Consider the following 19,218-nt stretch of genomic DNA (forward strand, 5'->3'; position numbering starts at 1 on the left):
AGGGCAGTTTCTTGACAATAAAGTCGGTCATCTGAGCTCACCTGCAGGGTTAATCTCAGATGAAGGCTAAGTGCTTTACCTCAATAGGTAAATCAACAAATGTCGACTGCGAAGTCACCGATTCAGGACATGTCTAGAGCGGATTGTGCCGTGCCATGTTTGCCGGAAGCTCCGACTCATGAATATCGCGGAGCGTTCGTCACTTGTATCAAAGCCGTTGCTCGCTGCGCTGTCCTAGAGAACCCGCAAGGGGCCGATCACGTCCCGGAGGCCGACAACAGCCCGCAACGTTGCGGCGTCGGACCCCTGCGCATCGCTGCCGTTCGACGCCGAAGTAGCATCCGTCACTCTAGGCTCTTTTCCTACCCATTGCCGCGTCTTGCATCCAGGTCCGTTTTTCCAGTTTGGGATTAGTTCACAACATGAAGATCAAGTTTACCTTGCGTTCCACACCGACGACCATTCATGCCGCCGCGTTACCCGTAGATTCCTGCTCTGCCCCTGTTGATCCCGCTCCCGTCGAATGCGAATTTCCCGCATGAGGCGAGCAGGCCTCAATCAGAATCAAGACAGGACAACCCAATTCGCGCAGAAGTGTTGAAGAAGGCGAGTTTACTCCCTGACCTTTTGCGCCCGGATCTTACTGTCTTGCCATAAAAACATGGTCAGCAGGGTACAGGCATGGTCTCTCCTCTGGCTCAACTGAGGAGGGAGTCGCCGTGGCATTACCACCGCGCGTGTTTTTTTCGCTTTATGAGGTCTCAGTCCGTTGGGATTGTTCTGTCGCCGACATCGCGGGATGGTCGTCACAGGGCAAGCTGAAGATCATGACCGGGATCGGCTTTGTCCGTTGTGACGATGTAAAGCTGGCGGGCCCGGTGACCCTGTCGCCAATGGACCTGCTGCCCCTGTTTCGCCGCAGCGGACCCAGCCCAACCGAAGGTATCATGCAACGCATCCTGCCACCCGATGCCTCGAACTGGCTGTTCATCACGGACCCGCCGGATGGCGTCCCGGTTACGGTTGCGGATATGCTGATCCGTGCTGATGAGGTTTTCGGGTTCGAGGACGAGCACGACCTGGTCCGCAAGGCCGCTGCGGGTCCGAATGGCGGACAGCCCTATCATTGGGCGGGCATGAACATCGCCCTGATCCGGCGCATCCACGATCAGGGCCTGCCCGCCACGCAGGCCGAACTCATCGCTGAGATGCAGGACTGGTTCGCAGATCAGACCGGTGGCGCGAGGATCCCCGACAGCCGCAGCATCCGCAGGCGGATCACGCCGATCTGGCATGAGCTGCGCCGCGAAGAGGCCTGACCGGCCCCGCACAAGGCGGCACGGGTCACGCGGACTTTTGATCGTCGGCTAACCTAGGCGCTGCATCGGCATCATGCACGATCTTCGGCCGGGGCCGGAGCATGCTGGCCACGGCATCGACACCGGCGCGTAGGGGCGAATCCATCAGGTGCGCATAGCGCTGGGTCGTCTGCAGCTGGCTGTGGCCCAATAGCTTGCCGATCATTTCCAGCGATGCCCCGCCGCTGACCAGCAAGGAGGCGAAGGTGTGGCGCAGGTCGTGGATGCGCACCCCGGGAAGTCCGGCCTCTTTCTGCATGTTGATCCAGAAGCGGCGGATTTCCTTGACCGGCTGGCCCGGCACATCGCCGGGAAAAAGCCACGGGTTGCCCTTGGGCACGACGAGCTGGCGCTGGCGCACAATGGCGGCCACCTCGGCCGAGATCGGGATGCGGTGTATCTTGCGCTGCTTGGTCGTCGTGGCGGGCTTTGACCAGCTGCCCAGCTCCAGATTGAACTGTTCAAACCGCGCCTGCCTCACCTCGCCCACCCGGCTGCCGGTCAGCAGGCACATCCGGATGATCCCCGCCGCGCGCTGATCCTCGGTCGCGTCCAGCGCCTCGGCCAGCCGCGCGATCTCGTCTTGCGACAGAAACCGCTCGCGGGCGTTCTCGAGCCTTTTCCTGAAGCCCGACGCCGGATTGTCCGTGCGCCAGCCCCAGCTGATGGCAAGCGTGAACATTTTGCGCAGTACCTCGCCCGTCCGGTTGGCACGGATCGGGGTCGGCTTTGACCCTTGCAGCTTGCGCGCCCGGTTGTTGGGTTTGTCCTTCGAAGGCCGCGCACGGCCTTTGGCAATGATGTTCAGCAGTTTGGCCACATCATGTGGCGTGATCTCACTCACCAGCTTGTTGCCCCAATGCGGTGCCACGAGTTTTGTCAGCATGGACCGCTGGTCAGATGCGTTGGTCTTGGCCAAATGCGGCAGATGCTCGTCCATGTAGCGCGCGATCATGTCGTTGATCCTTGGGGCCTCGCGCAATTCACCCCGCGCGCCAAGGGGATCGTGGCCATCGTCAATCTCGCGACGCAGTTCCTTGGCGCGTTCGCGTGCTGCTGTCACCGTCCATTCCGGCCAGCGCCCGATGGCCATGCGGCGCTGGGCCCCGGCATACCGATAATCGAGCGCAAACGACCGGTTGCCCGACCGCAGAACGCGGATCGAGAACCCCCGCACTTCGGTGTCGAAGATCTGATAGTCGCGCCCCTTCGCAGGGACCGCCTCCCGCACCGATTTATCGTTCAATCGCAATCTCTTGACCAACTCAGGACCTCCATTCACCTGTGACACAGGCGTAGATTCGCCCCACAATCAAGCCAAGCACAGGCATCGGGGTGGCGGGGAGGCGCAGGGTGGCACCGGAGCGCCGCACCCGTGCCACCCGTTGTTTTGTTGGGTTCTGCGGAAAATCTGGCAAGTACGGCCAACGCGGTGGTGGCGTGCAACGGGTCGCGCAGCGCGGATTGGCGCCAGAATCACCAGAGAATTCTGTAAATCTTCAATGAAATCAGGGGGTGGCGCGGCTTCGGCAAAGCGATGCCACCCTGCCACCCAACTCAAACCCCGCCTGTGCTGCCGAATGTCGCCCGATGCGGGCCGATGCGGCGCAAACCGGCACAACGGCCCCCGGCGCTGTGCCCGCGGGCACACCTGCCCGCCCTGCGCCTGACTTGTCCGACATCACGCCAGACGCGCAAACCCCAATAAAACAAGGGGTGGCACGCAATGCCAATTCCAGTGCCACCCTGCGCCTTCCCGCCACCCCTTTGCGTCTGCGTCTTTTGGATCCGGAAATCAGCCCGCTTCGGGCGATCAACGGGAGACAAGAGCATGCGAGACACCGGAACCTCAGAGCGATCCGCGCCGGGTGGCGTGTTGACCGGCTGGATCAGCCGCCTCGACCTGGCGCTTGAGCTGGATCTGACGGTGGACACGCTGCGCCGCTGGGAGGCGCGACGGTTCGGGCCGCCCTGCGTCCGCGCGGGCCGCAAGGTTTATTATCGCCGTGACGCGGTGCAGGACTGGCTGCAACAGCAGGAACTGCCCAGCCCCCGGCGCGCGGGAGGTCGGCGATGAAGCCGCACCTATCTGTTCGCAAACACTCTGCGCGGGACGCAGCGCGCACGGACTGGATCCACGAGCGGCGGCGCGAGGCCCGCGCCGTGGTCGCCGATGTGGTCCACCATTCCGATCACCTGATCCGGCTGGCCTGCACTGTGCTCGTTCAACATGGCGAGACAGACGAGGAACGCGAGGACGCCCGCATCCTGCTGGTGGTCGTCGATGCAAGGCATCCCGGGCGGGGCAACCATCGGCCGGATCCGGAGGTGGGGTCATGAAGCGGCGCGGCACACCCGAGGCCGATCTGCAACGTGCGGTGGTGCAGGCGCTGCGCGTCGCCCTGCCGCGCACGGCCATTATCCATCACTGCGCCAACGAGGTGACCGAGGCTGGCCCACGCGGGGCAAAGCGCCAGGCGATCCTCGTCGGCATGGGCGTGCATGCCGGTTTTGCCGACCTGATGGTGCTCTGCGACGGGCGCGTCCTGTTTCTTGAGCTGAAGGCCCCGAAAGGGCGGCTGCGTCCCAACCAGGAGGCGTTTCGCGATGCAGTGCTGGCGCAGGGCTTCGGCTGGGCGCTGGTGCGCTCTCTGGACGACGCGCTGGGCGCACTGGCGGATCACGGGTTCACCACGCGCATCGCGCCCCCGGTTCGGAGGCCCGCGCCATGAGCCATGAAGCCACCAACTGGGCGATCAAGCAGCGCGGGTTGAAGCCGACAGCCAAGATCGTGCTCTGGCATCTCTGCGACCGGTTCAACCCGGACTATGGCTGCTTTCCCTCACAGGTGCGGCTGGCCCACGATTGCGAGATCAGCCGGGCAACGCTGAACCGCCACCTCGAGGGGCTGGAAGCACGCGGACTCATTCGTCGGATCAGGGTGATAGATCCCAGGACCGGGCAGCAGCGCCCCACCCGCTATCTGCTGGGCTGTGAGCCCGGGTTCACGCCACGCGGACCGGGCCAAATCGAGTGTGATTCAACCAATCCCTTCGAGGCAGGAGAGGCTGAACCCCCGTGTCCGGATTTGAGACACGGGTCAACTGCCGAAAAAGCGCACAGCTGCAAGGACTTGTCGTCCGGAACAGGCCCAAAGCCGTGTCTCAGTTCCGGACACGGGTCCGTGTCTCAATTTGACGCAAACCCGTGTCTCAAAAATAGCCAATCCCGTGTCTCAAATTGCGACACTAACCTTGTAAGAGAACCACTAAGGGAACCAGTAAAGGAGGAGGAGGACGCGGCTGCGCGAGATTCCGATTTTGATCGGTTCTTTGCAGAGCTGATTTCGGCGCTGGGCTTTGCCGCCAATGCCACGCTGCCCGCCTGGTGGCAGGGCTGGCCAGCACGGACCCATGTGCGTCGCTGGATCGATGAGCTCGGCCTCTCCGAGGACCGGATCGTTGAGGTTGCCACCGAGACCAGGCGCGACCACCCTGCCCCGCCCGATGGGCCCAAGGCACTCGATCGTGCCATGGAACGCGCCGCCCGCCGGGATGCGCAGGCCGCCGCGGCAGATGCCAGCGGTCGGAAAGCCAAACGGCAGCGCAAGCGCGATGGTGGTCCCCACCCCAGCGCTGACCAACTCGCGGCCTTCTATGCCCGGATGGTCAATTCCGATGACTACCTTCCAGCCAACACGATCAGCAACACCACGCGCGACGCCATGCTGGTGCGCGGGTTGGTCACGCCCGAACGGCTTCGGATGCGGGGTGTGCGATGACCCTGCAACGACCGATCAACAGCGGTGGCGGCCGCACGAAACGCGCGCTGGGCGTCCAGGCAGCGCTGGAATGGGCGTTCCGGGTTGAAAAAGCGCAACTGGAACTGCCGCTGCGCGAGGACGTGTCGGAAGAAAGCTCCGGGTTCGGGCTGGAATACGTCCTGATGCAACGTGCCGCGCTGGGCTGCAAAGTGGACGGCGGGCAGCACAAGCGGGGCAGCTACACCCACCCGGATGCAGAGGTAATCGCCGCCACTGTCGCCGGGATCCCCGACAGCCTCGGCGGCATGCGCATGGCGATCCGGGTCGCAGAACTGGCCCGCGCTGGGATGACGCCCGACTGGATGCCCGGAGTGGTTCCACGCTGCGTGCCGGTGGAGACCAGCCGCAATCAGCACGGCGAACGGTCCATCACGGTCGTCGTTGGCACTGAGCGGGTGCAGACCCGGGGCAAATGGCGCACCGTCGAGGTCCTCGCCTGCCCCGTCACCTGGCGACCGCACCCGGAACAGATCACTTCCGCCCGGCGCGGCTATGAGGATTGGTGGCAGGCGTTGGATTGGGTGCGGGATGGGTTGGTAGCGGGCCGGATCTTGCGGGATGTCGAGGTGACGGCAGCGATGCCGAGGGTGAAGCCTTGGAAGCCTCGGTGATGTCCAACATTTTCTTCTCTCTGGATTTCAGCTTCTGGCTGAAATACGGTTCAGAAAACAATTAGAATGAGGCAGTTTTATCAATGGCATCACTCGACAACGGCTCCGACCTCGGCATTGAAGCCAGCCTGTTCAAGACCGCCGACAAGCTGCGCGGCAACATGGAGCCATCAGACTACAAGCACGTTGCCCTTGGCCTGATTTTTCTCAAGCACATCTCCGACAGTTTCGAACTCAAACGTCAGCAACTCCTGACCGAATACCCCGAAGGTGCCGAAGACCCCGACGAATACCTTGCCGAAAACATCTTCTGGGTGCCGCAAGAGGCGCGCTGGTCGCATCTGCAAGCCAGCGCCAAGCAGACAACCATCGGCAAGCTGATCGACGAAGCCATGATAGCCATCGAAAAGGTGAACCCGTCCCTCAAGGGCGTTCTGCCCAAGGATTATGGCCGCCCCGCGCTCAACGCCGTCATGCTGGGGGAATTGATCGACCTCATTTCAGGCATCGCGCTGGGCGAGGGCAAGGACAAGGCCCGCGACCTGCTGGGCCGCGTCTATGAATACTTCCTCGGCCAGTTCGCAGGATCCGAAGGCAAGCGCGGCGGCGAGTTCTACACGCCCCGCTCCGTCGTGCGCACCATGGTCGAGATGCTGGAACCCTACAAAGGCCGGGTCTATGACCCTTGCTGCGGCTCGGGCGGCATGTTCGTGCAGTCGGAGAAATTCGTGGAGGCCCACGGCGGTCGTCTGGGCGACATCGCCATCTACGGGCAGGAAAGCAACTACACCACCTGGCGGCTGTGCAAGATGAACCTCGCAGTGCGCGGCATCGACGCCGACATCAAGTGGAACTCCGAAGGCACCTTCCACAAGAACGAACTTCCCGACCTGCGCGCCGATGTGATCCTGGCCAACCCGCCGTTCAACATCTCGGACTGGGGCGGCGAGCGGCTGCGCGAGGATGGGCGCTGGAAATATGGCACGCCCCCCGCGGGCAACGCAAACTACGCCTGGCTGCAGCATATCCTGCACCATCTGGCCCCCTCGGGAACGGCAGGTGTGGTGCTCGCCAATGGTTCGATGTCCTCGACCCAGTCGGGCGAAGGCGAGATGCGCAAGGCGATGATCGAAGGCGAGGTGGTCGATTGCATGATCGCCCTGCCGGGGCAGTTGTTCTATTCCACCCAGATCCCCGCCTGCCTGTGGTTTCTGGCGAAGGACAAGTCGAACGGCATCGCCCGCGACCGAAAGCTGCGCGACCGGCGGGGCGAGGTGCTGTTCATCGACGCCCGCAAGCTGGGCTTCATGGTGGACCGCACACGCAAAGAGTTCTCCGACGCCGACGTTACCCAAATCGCCGAGACCTACCACGCTTGGCGTCTGGGTGAGGGCTATGCCGACATTCCCGGCTTCTGCAAATCCGCCAGCATCGAGGAAATCCGGTCCCACGGCCACGTCCTGACCTCGGGTCGCTATGTGGGGGCTGAAGTGGCAGAGGAGGACGAGACGCCCTTTGCCGAGCGCTTCGCGGATTTGCAGGAGCAACTGGAGGCGCAATTCGCGGAAGCTGATGCGTTGACGACGACGATCCGTGAGCGGTTAGCTAAAGTGGTTGGGCTTTGATAGTGAGACACCGGGCTCTTCCTGACGGGACCACTCAACCTCGCGGCATTCCAAGCGCAGATCAGGTCGTTTGGGACTTGGTTCCAGCAAGATCATTGTTCGACTTGGTTTACGGCAAGGCACTTGTCTCTAGTTCTCGATCACCAGGTGGAGTTCCAGTGTTTGGGACGAACGGGCAGTGCGGCTGGCATAATAAGCCACTCTTCAAAGGGCCAGGAATCGTGATTGGCCGCAAAGGACAGGGACCACTTGGGGTCGAGTGGGTCGACCGTGACTATTGGGTGATTGATACGGGATATTCGCTAGTACCGAAATCCGATGATATCGATTTGAAGTTCGCATATTTCTTAATCAAGTATATTGGCCTCAATCACCTGAAAGATGGGACATCAAATCCGACCCTGAGTAGGGAGGTTTTTGGAGCGCAAGCACTCCCGTTGCCACCAATCGAGCAGCAACGAGCCATTGCCGCCACGCTCGGGGCACTGGATGACAAGATCGAGTTGAACCGGAGGATGAACGCCACGCTGGAGGCCATGGCCCGGGCGCTGTTCCGCGACTGGTTCGTCGACTTCGGCCCCACCCGCGCCAAGATGGCCCAGAGCGCCGCTGGCGCGAAAAATCAAAACGAACCGGCCGCCCCCTATCTCTCCCCCGACCTCTGGTCCCTCTTCCCCGACCGTCTGGACGATGCAGGCAAACCGGAGGGATGGGAATTTGAGGCTGTCATTGATCAAGCCGATTGGATTAACGGCGCAGCTTATAAGAACATGCATTTTTCTGACTCACCCGATGCGCTGCCGGTGATCAAAATCGCAGAACTTAAAAATGGCGTGACAGAAAAAACAGCGTGGACGGCTACCGACCTTGGATCACGCTATCTGATCAATGACGGGGAGTTGCTTTTCTCATGGTCGGGCAACCCTGATACCTCAATTGACACCTTCCTTTGGTCAGGCGGCAAAGCATGGTTGAACCAGCATATTTTCGCAGTGCGTGAGACAGAAAAGCGCAGCAAACCCTTCTTGCATGCCATGCTAAAATTCCTCAAACCCGAGTTTGCAGAACTGGCGCACAACAAGCAGACCACCGGGCTTGGCCATGTCACGAAGGCAGATATGCAGCGAATGCTGATTTGCATTGCGCCCGAAACTGCCCACCAAGCATTCGACAAGCTGGTGGCACCGATCTTTGACCGGGCGTTTTTGCTCCAGACGGAATCCCGTACCCTCACCCAGACCCGCGATCTGCTCCTGCCCCGGCTGATGTCGGGCGAGTTGCGCGTGGCCGAGGCTGAGCGCGCTGTCGAGACCGTGCTGTAGTGGCCGTTGCCTATCATCTTGGCCGGTTTCCGCCAGAGGCGCTCGACTGGCCGCAGCTTTTGCCGCTGATCGGCCCGGCCAATGCCGCCGTCGCGCGGTACGAGGGCGTGTTGCACGGCATCCCCAACCCCAACGTGCTGCTCTCGCCGCTGACCTCGCAGGAGGCCGTACTGTCCAGCCGGATCGAGGGCACGCAGGCCACTCTGGGCGAAGTGCTGGAATTCGAGGCCGAAGGCGCGCCTGACGATGAAAGCACGCCCAAGAAGGCCGACATTCGCGAGGTGCTGAACTATCGCGCCGCCCTGGCCGAAGCCGCGCGCCTGCTGGATGACCTGCCGTTGTCGCAACGCCTGATCCGGTTGACACATGAACGCCTGATGCAGGGCGTGCGCGGGCGCAACAAATCACCGGGCGAATACCGCCGCATCCCCAACTGGATCGGCCCCGAGGGTTGCACCATAGAGGCGGCGCGGTTCATCCCCTGTTCCGCCGAAGCGCTGCCCGATGCGATGACTGCCTGGGAGGAGTACATCCACGCCCCGGCCCCCGATGCGATGATCCAGCTTGCCATTCTGCACGCCGAATTCGAGGCGATCCACCCGTTTCTGGATGGCAACGGGCGGCTGGGGCGGCTGATCATCCCGCTGTTTCTGAAATCCAAGGGCCTGCTGTCGGCCCCGAATTTCTACCTGTCGGAATATCTGGAAGCGCACCGCGATGAGTATTACGACCGCTTGCTGGCAGTATCACGGGATGGCGACTGGACCGGCTGGTGCGGGTTCTTCCTGCGCGCGATCATCGACCAGGCAGGCAGCAACCAATCAAAGGCGCAGGCCATTCATGCGCTGTACACCGCGCGCAAGGACTGGATGGTCGGGGCGACGCGATCACAGTACGGCGTGCGCGCGCTTGACTGGTTCTTCAGCCGCCCGATCTTTGTGGCGTCGGACTTCGTGTCACAGGCCGATATTCCCGAGCCGACCGCCAAACGCATCCTGCGGCTGGTGCGCGACAATGGACTGCTGCGAGAGATCAGGCCGTCGAGCGGCAGGCGGCCCGCCGTGCTGGCTTTTCCGGAGTTGTTGAACATCTGCGAAGGGCGGGCGGCGTTTTGAGGGTCACTTATGCGCAACAAGTCAGTTTGTGGGTCACATATTGCGCCGAATCGGTCCACAAGAAATTTTGTGGCGCGCAAGTGAGCGACAAGCCCGCAAAGCGGTTAAGGTAAGAGGCTTTTATGCCAACACTCTCCGAGTCCGAAATCGAAGCTGTCCTTCTCGATCGACTTACCGCGCTGGGCTACATCTGCCTGAACGATGCGGTCTCGGGCCCGGATGGCCGCGCCCCGGAACGTGAGGCCTATTCCGACACGGTCCTGCCTAGCCGTCTGCGCGATGCCATCGCCCGGCTGAACCCGCATATCCCCGAAGACGCCCGCGAGGATGCGCTGCGCAAGCTGTTAGCCGTCGAGCGCCCTTCCTTGATCGAAGAAAATCGCCGTCTGCATCGCGCCATGGTCGAGGGCGTGCCGGTTGAATACCGCGCCGAGGATGGGACGATCCGTGGCGACGCCGTGCGCCTGATCGACCCGGAGGATCAGCAGAACGACTGGTTGGCAATTGCGCAGTTCACGGTGATCGAAAACGGCAACAACCGCCGCCCCGATGTGGTGGTGTTCCTGAACGGCCTGCCGGTCGGCGTGATCGAGGTGAAGAAGCCCGGTGCGGAAAGCGCTACCCTGGGCGCGGCGTTCAACCAGCTGCAAACCTACAAGGCGCAGATCGGATCGCTGTTTCGTGCCAATGCGGTGCTGGTCACGACCGATGGCATCCAGGCCCGTATCGGATCGCTGACTGCTGATCTTGAACGCTTCATGCCTTGGCGCACGACAGATGGCGCAGCTGTAGCCCCAAAAGGCGCGCCCGAAATGTCGGTGCTGATCGAAGGAGTCTTCGCCCGCCCAAGGCTATTATCGCTGTTGAGCGATTTCACGGTTTTTGGCGACACCTCCGGCGGCATCGCGAAGATCATCGCGGGTTATCATCAGTTCCACGCCGTCAAACGTGCGGTGATCAGCACGGTCGAAGCCAGCCGGTCAGAGGGCGACCGCAAGGCTGGGGTGATCTGGCATACCCAGGGCTCGGGCAAGAGCCTGCTGATGGCCTTCTACGCCGGGCAGTTGGTGCGCGAACCCGCGATGGAGAATCCGACCATCGTTGTCGTCACTGATCGCAATGACCTGGACGATCAGTTGTTCGGCACGTTCGCGATGTGTCGTGACCTGATCCGCCAGACCCCGTTGCAGGCCGACAGCCGTGAGGATCTGCAGCAGGCGCTGAGCCGGGCTTCGGGCGGGGTCATTTTCACTACCATCCAGAAGTTCGCACCCGAGATCGGCAAGGCGTATCCGATGCTGACCGATCGGCGCAACGTGGTGGTGATTGCCGATGAAGCCCACCGCAGCCAGTACGGGTTCAAGGCCCGGATCGAAAAGACCGGCGAAATCGCGTACGGCTTCGCCAAACATCTGCGCGATGCGCTGCCGAACGCCTCCTTTATCGGGTTCACAGGGACGCCGATCGAACAGGACGACGTGAACACGCCCGCCGTGTTCGGACATTACATCGACGTCTACGATATCAGCCGCGCCGTCGAGGACGGGGCGACAGTACCTATCTACTATGAGAGCCGCCTTGCCCGGATCGAATTGCCCGACGCAGAAAAGCCCAAGGTTGATGCCGAAATTGAAGAACTAACCGAGGATGAAGCTGTCAGCGAGCAGGAGCGGCTGAAGCGAAAATGGTCCACCGTCGAGGCACTTGTCGGCTCCGATAAACGACTTCAGATGGTTGCTGAGGATCTTGTTGCGCATTTCGAAGCGCGGGTGCAGGCCATGGATGGCAAGGTCATGGTCGTCTGCATGAGCCGCCGCATCTGCGTGGACCTCTATAGCCAGATTGTGGCCCTTCGCCCGGAATGGCATTCTGATGATGATGCGGACGGCATGATCAAGATTGTCATGACGGGTTCTGCCTCGGATCCCGAAGCCTGGCAGCCGCATATCGGCGGCAAGGCACGGCGAGACCTCCTTGCTAAACGTGCCAAAGATCCGAAAGACTCGCTCAAGCTGGTGATCGTCCGGGACATGTGGCTAACCGGCTTTGACGCCCCGTCGATGCACACAATGTACATCGACAAGCCGATGCGCGGGCACGGCCTGATGCAGGCCATCGCCCGGGTAAACCGGGTCTTCAGTGACAAGCCCGCAGGCTTGATCGTCGATTACATCGGAATCGCCCAGAACCTGAAATCCGCGCTGGGCCAATACTCCCAATCGGACCAGGAACAAGCAGGCATCGACGAGGCCGAGGCTGTAGCGGCCCTTCTGGAACGATTGGATGTGGTGCGAGCCATGTTCCACGGTTTTGACTATTCAACCGGGCTGACAGGCACGCCTCATCAACGCCTCGTCGCCTTGGCTGGGGCCCTCGACTGGATCCTTGCAAAGCAAGACGCAGCCGCCCAGGGCGAAACTGACAAGGAAGCCAAGAAGTCCGCGCACCGTCGTTATCAGGACGCCGTGCTGGCGCTATCCAAGGCCTTTGCCCTCTGTTCGGCCAGCGATACCGCCCGCGACGTTCGCGACGAGGTCGGCTTCTTCCAGACCGTGCGGGCAGCTATGGTCAAGGCAGCTGATACCTCTGGCCGCTCTGCCGCCGATCGCGATCTGGCCATCCGCCAAATTGTAAATGGCGCGGTCGCCTCAACAGAGATCGTCGACATCCTTTCGGCGGCGGGGCTTTCATCACCAGATATTTCAATCCTGTCAGATGAGTTTCTGGCTGAAATCGGGCAGATGGAGAAGAAAAACCTTGCTTTAGAAGCCCTAAAAAAGCTGCTAAATTATGAGATCAGATCGCGCAGCCGCTCGAACGTGATTGAAACACGGAAGTTTTCCGAACGGCTGGAAGAGGCCATTTCGCGCTATCACACCAATGCGATCAGCACCGTAGAGGTGCTGCAAGAGCTGATTGCGCTGGCAAAAGAAGTGCGCGAGGCCAGAAACCGGGGTGAAGAAACCGGCCTCACACCAGAGGAAATCGCCTTCTACGATGCGCTGGCCGATAATGAGAGCGCGGTGGATGTCCTTGGCAATGACCAGTTGAAGATCATCGCGCATGAGTTGCTGAAGGGTCTCAAGGCCAACGTTAGCATTGACTGGGCGCACCGCGATAGTGCTCGGGCGCGACTGCGGGTTCTCGTCAAACGCATCTTGCGAAAGTACGGCTATCCACCCGACCTTGAGGACGCCGCAGTTCGGGGCGTTCTGGCGCAAGCAGAGGCGATGCTATCGGAGATCACCGATAGCTGAACAAAACTAATTTGAAAAAGGTGCGACATGGCTAGGATTGAAAACTATCGGTTCAGTATCGACGAAGCTTTTCGTGAATGCTTCTACATCGTCCCCGATTATCAGCGAGAGTATGTCTGGACCGACAAAGAGGTCTATCAGCTGCTGGAAGACATAAACGAACAGATTGACGCTGGCGGAACACGCGAATATTTCATTGGTACCATATTGGTAGCTCCCACAAGCCAGAAGAACCATTTTGAGGTTATAGATGGCCAGCAGCGCCTGACAACTTTCTTTCTGTTGCTGTGCGCTTTGCACCATTTATTCAGGGGGGAGCCTCAACGTGCGACCATTGGCGGTCTAATTTCCACAAGTTACACCGACAACGCTGGCGAGGCGCGCACAAGCCTAAAGTTGGAACCACGCTACGAGAATGCGGGTGAGGTGATGGCAAAGCTGGTGGAGCTTGATGCTGATCCGCAGGGCGTGCGCGCGGGTATACAGGCGTCAGGCATCGCGAGCTTTGGCTCGTTAGAAAACCTCATTGGCGCTTACGGCACGATTTACCGCTATCTGAAAGACAACTACCCTGACCTTGCCCAGCTAAAGAGTTACTGGGGATACTTGGCCAACAATGTCGTGTTCATTCAGATTTCGACCGATGTTAGCAGTGCACTCAAGATTTTCGAAACGATAAACGAGCGTGGCGTCGGCCTTAATCCGATGGATCTGCTAAAGAACCTACTATTTACGCGGGTTCGTCATACTGAATTTACTCAACTCAAAGACGAGTGGAAAAAAATTACTAAGCCATTGGAAAGGTCTAAGGAAAAACCTCTCCGGTTCCTACGCTACTTTTTGATGGCAAATTATTCCATCAAGAACGATCGCAACGATGCTGTCGTGCGGGAAGATGAAATCTATGACTGGTTTACCAACAAGAAAAACGCCGCTCTCTGCAATTACGCTGAAAAGCCCTTCGAGTTCGTGCGCAAAGTAACCCGAAATGTTGAGCATTACTTAGCGTTTAGCAACGGACTGGGAAATGATAACAAACCGAGTATTGCCATGGACAGCCTCAAGCGGCTTGCGGGCGGCGCATTCAGCTTACACTATGTCATGCTGCTTGCTGCAGCAAATCTCCCAAAACCGCTATTCGATCACTTCGTGGCGCAGCTCGAAAGCTTCTTATTCTACTATATCTTCACAAAGACCCCAACGAAAGATCTTGAGCGCAATTTCTCCTTATGGGCAGACGAGCTACGCGAGATTGCTGGCGAGAAGGACCCCCTTCTACAGAAGATAAAATTGGACACCTTCGTCGCGGAGCGTTTCGAGAAAAGCATGGCCGCGAAGTCGCAGGAACTGGCCGATGCTCTTAGGCGCTTTACGCTGTATTCTATGCAGCAGTATCGAACCCGTTATCTTCTGGCGCGACTGTCTCAGCATGTTGAGATGGCCTTCAGCGGAGTAAATATACGTGGCAGCCTAGAGCCTTTCGCCAAATTGGAAATTGAGCACATTCTCCCTGACAGACCGAACGCTGCGCTTCGAGACAGCTGGACCAACGAAAACCCTGCCGCTGACTATGACGACTTCAAGAGCCGTCTGGGCAATCTGACCTTACTCGAAAAGCCGATCAATATTGTCGCGGGCAATGACTTCTATGCGGGCAAGAGGGAAGAATATCGCAAAAGCGGATGCTATCTGACACGTAGCCTAGTAGGACTGACCGAGGTCGGACAGAACACGTCAATTTCAAGGATCAATACTAAACTTGAAGCGTTCGAAATTTGGAACGCCGCTTCTATTGAAAAGAGGCATGCGCTTCTGATTTCGTTGGTTAAGGATGTTTGGAGGACGACCACGATATCACCCTAAACCACCTTAGCGATGCGGCCATTTATTGGGGTGAAAGAATGATCGCACCAGGCATTCCACCGAAAGCTACCCCCCTCGGCATGGTTCCTCCCAGGCCCGGAACGTATGCGGGGGGGCGCAGCGCGGCATTTCGCTAGCGACTGGCTTCTTCACCGGGGAATCCAGGCGGAAGCCACCTTGGCGACAGCCTGAAATTAAATCCATATATTACAGTAACTTACGTTTGGCCATCTAGCCCGCAGGGTGGATTTTACTATTTTTGTCAAGAATCCACCCGACGGAAGCCAGGGAAGCAACCCTGACCAGACGCGAGCCACCGGAAGCCACCCGCTGGGAAGGCATTGAATCGACGCAAGATTTTCTGTTGACAGACCTGCCCCCCTTGACTCATACCTTGATCATCGAAGTAGAGCGCCCGGAGGAAACCCCTCGCGGGCGCTTTCGTTTTCCCCAACATCGCGGACCCCGATCTTGTCGCTGGCCATGCTGCCCGTGCGCATCGGCATGTCCGCCTGCCCGAGAGAGCCACCCATGGACCTGGTCTTTGCGCCCAGCCAGATTGAGACGTGGCCGATTGACCGGCTGCGCCCTTACGTCCGCAATGCCAAGATCCACGGCACCGACCAGGTGGCCAAGATCGCGGCCAGCATGGCAAAGTTCGGCTGGACCGTGCCCTGCATGGTGGCCGACGATGGCGAGCTGATCGCCGGTCATGGCCGGGTTATGGCGGCGGCCATGCTGGGGCTGAAGGACGTGCCGGTGATCCGGCTCGGGCACTTGGATGAAGCCGAGCGCCGGGCCTACCGGATCGCCGATAACAAACTGACCGAGTTGGGCGAATGGGACGAGGCAATGCTGCGCGACGAGATCGCGGGGCTGCTGACCGAGGATTTCGACCTGTCGTTGCTGGGGATCACCGACGAGGATCTGGATGCTTTGCTGCGCGATCCGGATCAGCTGGAAGGTGGCGCTGTTGAGGGTGAGGATGACATTCCAGAACCGCCGGTCACGCCGGTTTCGATGGCGGGCGATCTGTGGCAGCTCGGATCGCACCGGCTGATCTGCGGTGACTGCACATCCGCCGATGTGGTCGGACAGCTGCTTGGTGATGTGAAGCCGCTGCTGATGGTGACAGACCCGCCCTATGGCGTGGAGTATGACCCGTCTTGGCGCAACCAGGCTGGGGCGGCCAAGACCAAGCGCACCGGCAAGGTGCTGAATGATGACCGTGCCGACTGGCGCGAGGCGTGGGCGCTATTCCCCGGAGACGTCGCCTATGTCTGGCATGGTGCGCTGCACGCAGCGACCGTGGCCGAAAGCCTGGCGGCTTCGGGTTTTGCCGTGCGGTCGCAGATCATCTGGGCCAAGGACCGGCTTGTCCTGAGCCGCGGTGACTACCATTGGCAGCATGAGCCCTGCTGGTACGCGGTGAAGAAGACCGGCAAGGGCCACTGGGCAGGCGACCGGAAGCAAACGACACTGTGGCATATATCCGGCAAGGATCAGGATGCGGCCACCGTCCACGGCACCCAAAAACCGGTCGAGTGCATGCGCCGCCCGATCCTGAACAATTCCAGCCCGGGTCAGGCCGTATTTGAACCGTTCGTGGGATCCGGCACCACGCTGATCGCGGCCGAAACGACCGGGCGCGTGTGCTTCGGGATCGAGTTGAACCGGGCCTACGTCGATGTCGCCATCGAGCGCTGGCAGCAATTCACCGGTGCCGATGCCGTGCTGGCCGACACGGGTGAGACTTTTGCTGCACTGAAGGCCAAGAGGCTAGCGGCATGAATATGCCTCTTTTGCTGGGCTGGAACGTACACTGGCCTCCTGCTCGGTCGAAGTGCGGGAATTCGCAGCCGTTCCACTTTTCGGCTCCGTTGGCCGATTTCTGCCTTTTTATAGCCCTAACGAAATGCAGCCGTCTGGAGGGTAATAAAGTGGGAGTTTATGCCTGCGGACCGTCGCTAGCAGTCAGCTGAAAAAGTCAATCATAAATAGGTTCAGAAACGGATTCATCTAGATCGATTTGCGATCATCACTTCCCGAGAACGAACCACTCTCAAGATTTGACCTAATCTGCTTGTCAGCGTCCTTCAGCAAATCATAAAACTGATCGACAATTTTTCTAACGCCTTCACTAGGGGTAAGGTCAAAGTCGTAATCTTCGCCACGGGTTTCATAACCAACCTCGAAAATACCTTTGTTTGCCACCTGCTTCGCCTTTTCAAGTGTTCGTCTTACCGTTTGGCTTAGAGAAGCCGAATGCTCTATCAGGAATCTTTTTAATCCAGATGCGTGCCGGTGAAAGTCTCCGGCAATATGGGCTTGCGCATCACCCCAGTCCAAATCTGGAGCCCATGGATCGGGAATCACACCTGAGAAAAATCTATAAAACTCGGCGGCGGCGGCATACTCTCTCTCAAACATTAGCTCCTGGCGCTTCAAAATAAGTCGCTTCCGATCAGCAAGATTGTTAAGCTCACCCTTGTGCGTTTCAAGTTGCAAGTTCAAATTTGCTTTGTGCGTTTCCACTAAACGAGAGGATATGAAGTTTCCTACAAATGCGGCGACGCCCGCTGATACTGTTGCAATTCCGCCGAGGGTGCCAACAATTTTTATAATATCATTCCAGTCCAAATCTAAAAACTCTCCTGATTGCAAATTTGATCGTAAGGTGCTTCCGTTTTACAAGAAAGCTGGACTATGGTTGCGAGGCTAAAAAGCCCGCACTGATCACTTTTGTATTTTGGCCTATTTGGCCAGCGTAGCGAATGATGAGTCTTACATGCCATGTCGCACGGTTGACGGAATGTGACAAGGTTGGCTATCTACGCCTTACTTTCGTTCGAGCGAGACGCAGCGTCCAGCAAAATGGGCTCAAGGCCGCCACTCGGCAGAGTTCACCGGCTCTGGCCAATCCGATAGACCCTAGCGCTGCCTTCTTCCTTTGCCGAGGCCACGACCAGCCCCAGCTTCTTGCCCAAGACCCCCGACATGGCGCCGCGTATGGTGTGTGCCTGCCAGCCGGTGGCAGCCATGATCGCCACCATCGTAGCCCCTGCGGGGGCTTGCAGCATCGCGATGAGCATCGCCTGCTTGGTCCCCGAGCGCGGTGTCGGCAGTTCGGGCGCAGGCGTTTGGGCGGCATGCGTGCGGATCGCGGACATGGTCTTGATCACCACCGGCTCTACACCGATGGCCAGCAGGCCTGCGTCAGTGACGACCAGCGTGGTACCGTGACCATCGCCGGTCTCGCGCCAGAACGGCTCGCCTTTGCGCAGGTCGGCGTCGACCTCCTCGAGCCAGCCTCGGCCGATCATCATTGTGATAACCTTTTTTGCAGCGGCACCATGCAGCCCCTTGGGCAGCGGCATCGCGAGATTGTCTGCGCGCTGGGCAGCAGTGCTGAGGATGATGGTTTGCGTGTCGGTAAGTTTGGGCATCTGAGCCTCCGGCCTGATCGGGTGGCGCGGGATTGCGCAGCCTTCTACCGGAGCAAGCCCGCCGCATTGGCGGGCCGCGTAAGATCGCGTGGTCGGCTTATTCGGCGTGTTCACCCTCGCAAAAGGCGCTGTCGGTGATGCGCTTGAGCAGCCCGGCGTAATACTCAAGGGTGCCAACATTGCCCCAGTTGACCTCGGCGGGATGGCAGTCGAAATGATCGTCGCTCAGCGCCTGCAGGCGGGAGAGCATCTCGTCGATCTCGGCCTTCTTGCCAATGAAGGCGTTCAGGGCGGCTTCGCGGTCGCGCCGGGCCTTCTCGGCGCGCAACTGGTGGCGGGGTGTAGTGATCGGGTTGAGGCGGGTCATGGCGTGGCTCCGTTGGGTGAGTTGGATCGTTTTCATGTCATCACCATCGCTCTGCTGCGCCGATTATCGCAGGCAATTCCAAGCAATATCAGTGCTTTCCGATTACACTGGGGGCTTCAAATCAACTGCAGGTCGGCCAGCACGGCGCTGGCAGCAGCCAGCTGCGTGGTCGGCAATTCAATCTTGATGTGCGAGATCACATCGGAGGCTTCGGCGGTGATCCCGTCCTCGCGCAGCGCGGCCTCGATGGCAGATGCGGCGGCGTCGGGGCGCGAGCGGTCGAACTGGTGGGGTAGAGCGTCGTGATCGATGCGGATTGTGGTGATGGCGGTCATGGTCTGGTCTCCGATCCGGGGGTGATTTCCTGATCCGAGAATCGCTCGACGAGTGAGTGCAATCAACTGAATAAGATCACTATTTTCGTTTAATCC

Annotated in this window: 17 protein-coding genes; 12 read left to right on the top strand and 5 right to left on the bottom strand. The window is 59.6% G+C overall.

The genetic code is table 11. The annotated features are described in order from the left end of the window. Positions 1-719: 719 nt before the first annotated feature. Positions 720-1,319 (top strand): hypothetical protein, encoded by a 600-nt coding sequence (locus tag ROA7023_RS20400; protein ID WP_085880845.1) that lies wholly within the window; start codon positions 720-722, stop codon positions 1,317-1,319. Between the two features lie 25 nt (positions 1,320-1,344). On the opposite strand, the gene ROA7023_RS20405 is transcribed toward ROA7023_RS20400, so the two are convergent. Continuing rightward, on the bottom strand, positions 1,345-2,622 hold the full coding sequence (locus ROA7023_RS20405) for a tyrosine-type recombinase/integrase (RefSeq protein ID WP_085880846.1): 1,278 nt from the start codon (positions 2,620-2,622) through the stop codon (positions 1,345-1,347). Between the two features lie 567 nt (positions 2,623-3,189). On the opposite strand from ROA7023_RS20405, the gene ROA7023_RS20410 reads away from it, so the two are divergent. From ROA7023_RS20410 to ROA7023_RS20460, 11 genes are all read left to right on the top strand, one after another. Next, the gene (locus ROA7023_RS20410) at positions 3,190-3,435 is read left to right on the top strand and encodes a helix-turn-helix domain-containing protein (RefSeq protein WP_085827838.1); all 246 of its coding nucleotides are present in this window, start codon (positions 3,190-3,192) and stop codon (positions 3,433-3,435) included. Next, the gene (locus ROA7023_RS20415) at positions 3,432-3,698 is read left to right on the top strand and encodes a hypothetical protein (protein WP_085880847.1); all 267 of its coding nucleotides are present in this window, start codon (positions 3,432-3,434) and stop codon (positions 3,696-3,698) included. Before ROA7023_RS20410 ends, ROA7023_RS20415 begins: the two co-directional genes overlap by 4 nt. Continuing rightward, positions 3,695-4,090, top strand: a complete 396-nt coding sequence (locus tag ROA7023_RS20420; RefSeq protein WP_085880848.1) for a VRR-NUC domain-containing protein — start codon at positions 3,695-3,697, stop codon at positions 4,088-4,090. The genes ROA7023_RS20415 and ROA7023_RS20420 overlap by 4 nt, the downstream gene beginning before the upstream one ends. Then, entirely contained in the window at positions 4,087-5,139 is a 1,053-nt protein-coding gene (locus tag ROA7023_RS20425) for a helix-turn-helix domain-containing protein (RefSeq protein WP_085880849.1), read from the top strand. The genes ROA7023_RS20420 and ROA7023_RS20425 overlap by 4 nt, the downstream gene beginning before the upstream one ends. Beyond that, the gene (locus ROA7023_RS20430) at positions 5,136-5,792 is read left to right on the top strand and encodes a hypothetical protein (RefSeq protein WP_085880850.1); all 657 of its coding nucleotides are present in this window, start codon (positions 5,136-5,138) and stop codon (positions 5,790-5,792) included. Before ROA7023_RS20425 ends, ROA7023_RS20430 begins: the two co-directional genes overlap by 4 nt. 83 nt (positions 5,793-5,875) lie before the next feature. Continuing rightward, the gene (locus ROA7023_RS20435; protein ID WP_085880851.1) at positions 5,876-7,417 is read left to right on the top strand and encodes a class I SAM-dependent DNA methyltransferase; all 1,542 of its coding nucleotides are present in this window, start codon (positions 5,876-5,878) and stop codon (positions 7,415-7,417) included. Positions 7,418-7,419: 2 nt separating this feature from the next. After that, positions 7,420-8,739: a restriction endonuclease subunit S gene (locus ROA7023_RS20440; RefSeq protein ID WP_234992368.1), complete on the top strand. Its 1,320-nt coding sequence runs from the start codon at positions 7,420-7,422 to the stop codon at positions 8,737-8,739. 59 nt (positions 8,740-8,798) lie between these two features. Then, positions 8,799-9,854, top strand: a complete 1,056-nt coding sequence (locus ROA7023_RS20445) for a Fic family protein (protein WP_200812563.1) — start codon at positions 8,799-8,801, stop codon at positions 9,852-9,854. 122 nt (positions 9,855-9,976) lie between these two features. Continuing rightward, positions 9,977-13,111 carry a type I restriction endonuclease subunit R gene (locus ROA7023_RS20450; protein ID WP_085880854.1) on the top strand — a complete coding sequence of 1,045 codons (3,135 nt, stop codon included), beginning with the start codon at positions 9,977-9,979 and terminating at the stop codon, positions 13,109-13,111. Between the two features lie 27 nt (positions 13,112-13,138). Then, positions 13,139-14,974 carry a DUF262 domain-containing protein gene (locus ROA7023_RS20455; protein ID WP_085880855.1) on the top strand — a complete coding sequence of 612 codons (1,836 nt, stop codon included), beginning with the start codon at positions 13,139-13,141 and terminating at the stop codon, positions 14,972-14,974. Positions 14,975-15,505: 531 nt separating this feature from the next. Next, positions 15,506-16,765: a site-specific DNA-methyltransferase gene (locus tag ROA7023_RS20460; RefSeq protein WP_085880856.1), complete on the top strand. Its 1,260-nt coding sequence runs from the start codon at positions 15,506-15,508 to the stop codon at positions 16,763-16,765. Between the two features lie 228 nt (positions 16,766-16,993). On the opposite strand, the gene ROA7023_RS24115 is transcribed toward ROA7023_RS20460, so the two are convergent. From ROA7023_RS24115 to ROA7023_RS20475, 4 genes are all read right to left on the bottom strand, one after another. After that, positions 16,994-17,614, bottom strand: a complete 621-nt coding sequence (locus ROA7023_RS24115) for a hypothetical protein (protein ID WP_143535685.1) — start codon at positions 17,612-17,614, stop codon at positions 16,994-16,996. 263 nt (positions 17,615-17,877) lie between these two features. After that, positions 17,878-18,420, bottom strand: a complete 543-nt coding sequence (locus tag ROA7023_RS20465; RefSeq protein ID WP_085880857.1) for a DUF3489 domain-containing protein — start codon at positions 18,418-18,420, stop codon at positions 17,878-17,880. Between the two features lie 97 nt (positions 18,421-18,517). Next, positions 18,518-18,787 (bottom strand): hypothetical protein, encoded by a 270-nt coding sequence (locus tag ROA7023_RS20470; RefSeq protein ID WP_085880858.1) that lies wholly within the window; start codon positions 18,785-18,787, stop codon positions 18,518-18,520. Positions 18,788-18,903: 116 nt separating this feature from the next. Further along, positions 18,904-19,122 carry a hypothetical protein gene (locus ROA7023_RS20475; protein ID WP_085880859.1) on the bottom strand — a complete coding sequence of 73 codons (219 nt, stop codon included), beginning with the start codon at positions 19,120-19,122 and terminating at the stop codon, positions 18,904-18,906. Positions 19,123-19,218: the final 96 nt, after the last annotated feature.

The organism is Roseisalinus antarcticus (genome assembly GCF_900172355.1).
GTDB classification, from domain to species: Bacteria; Pseudomonadota; Alphaproteobacteria; order Rhodobacterales; family Rhodobacteraceae; genus Oceanicola; species Oceanicola antarcticus_A.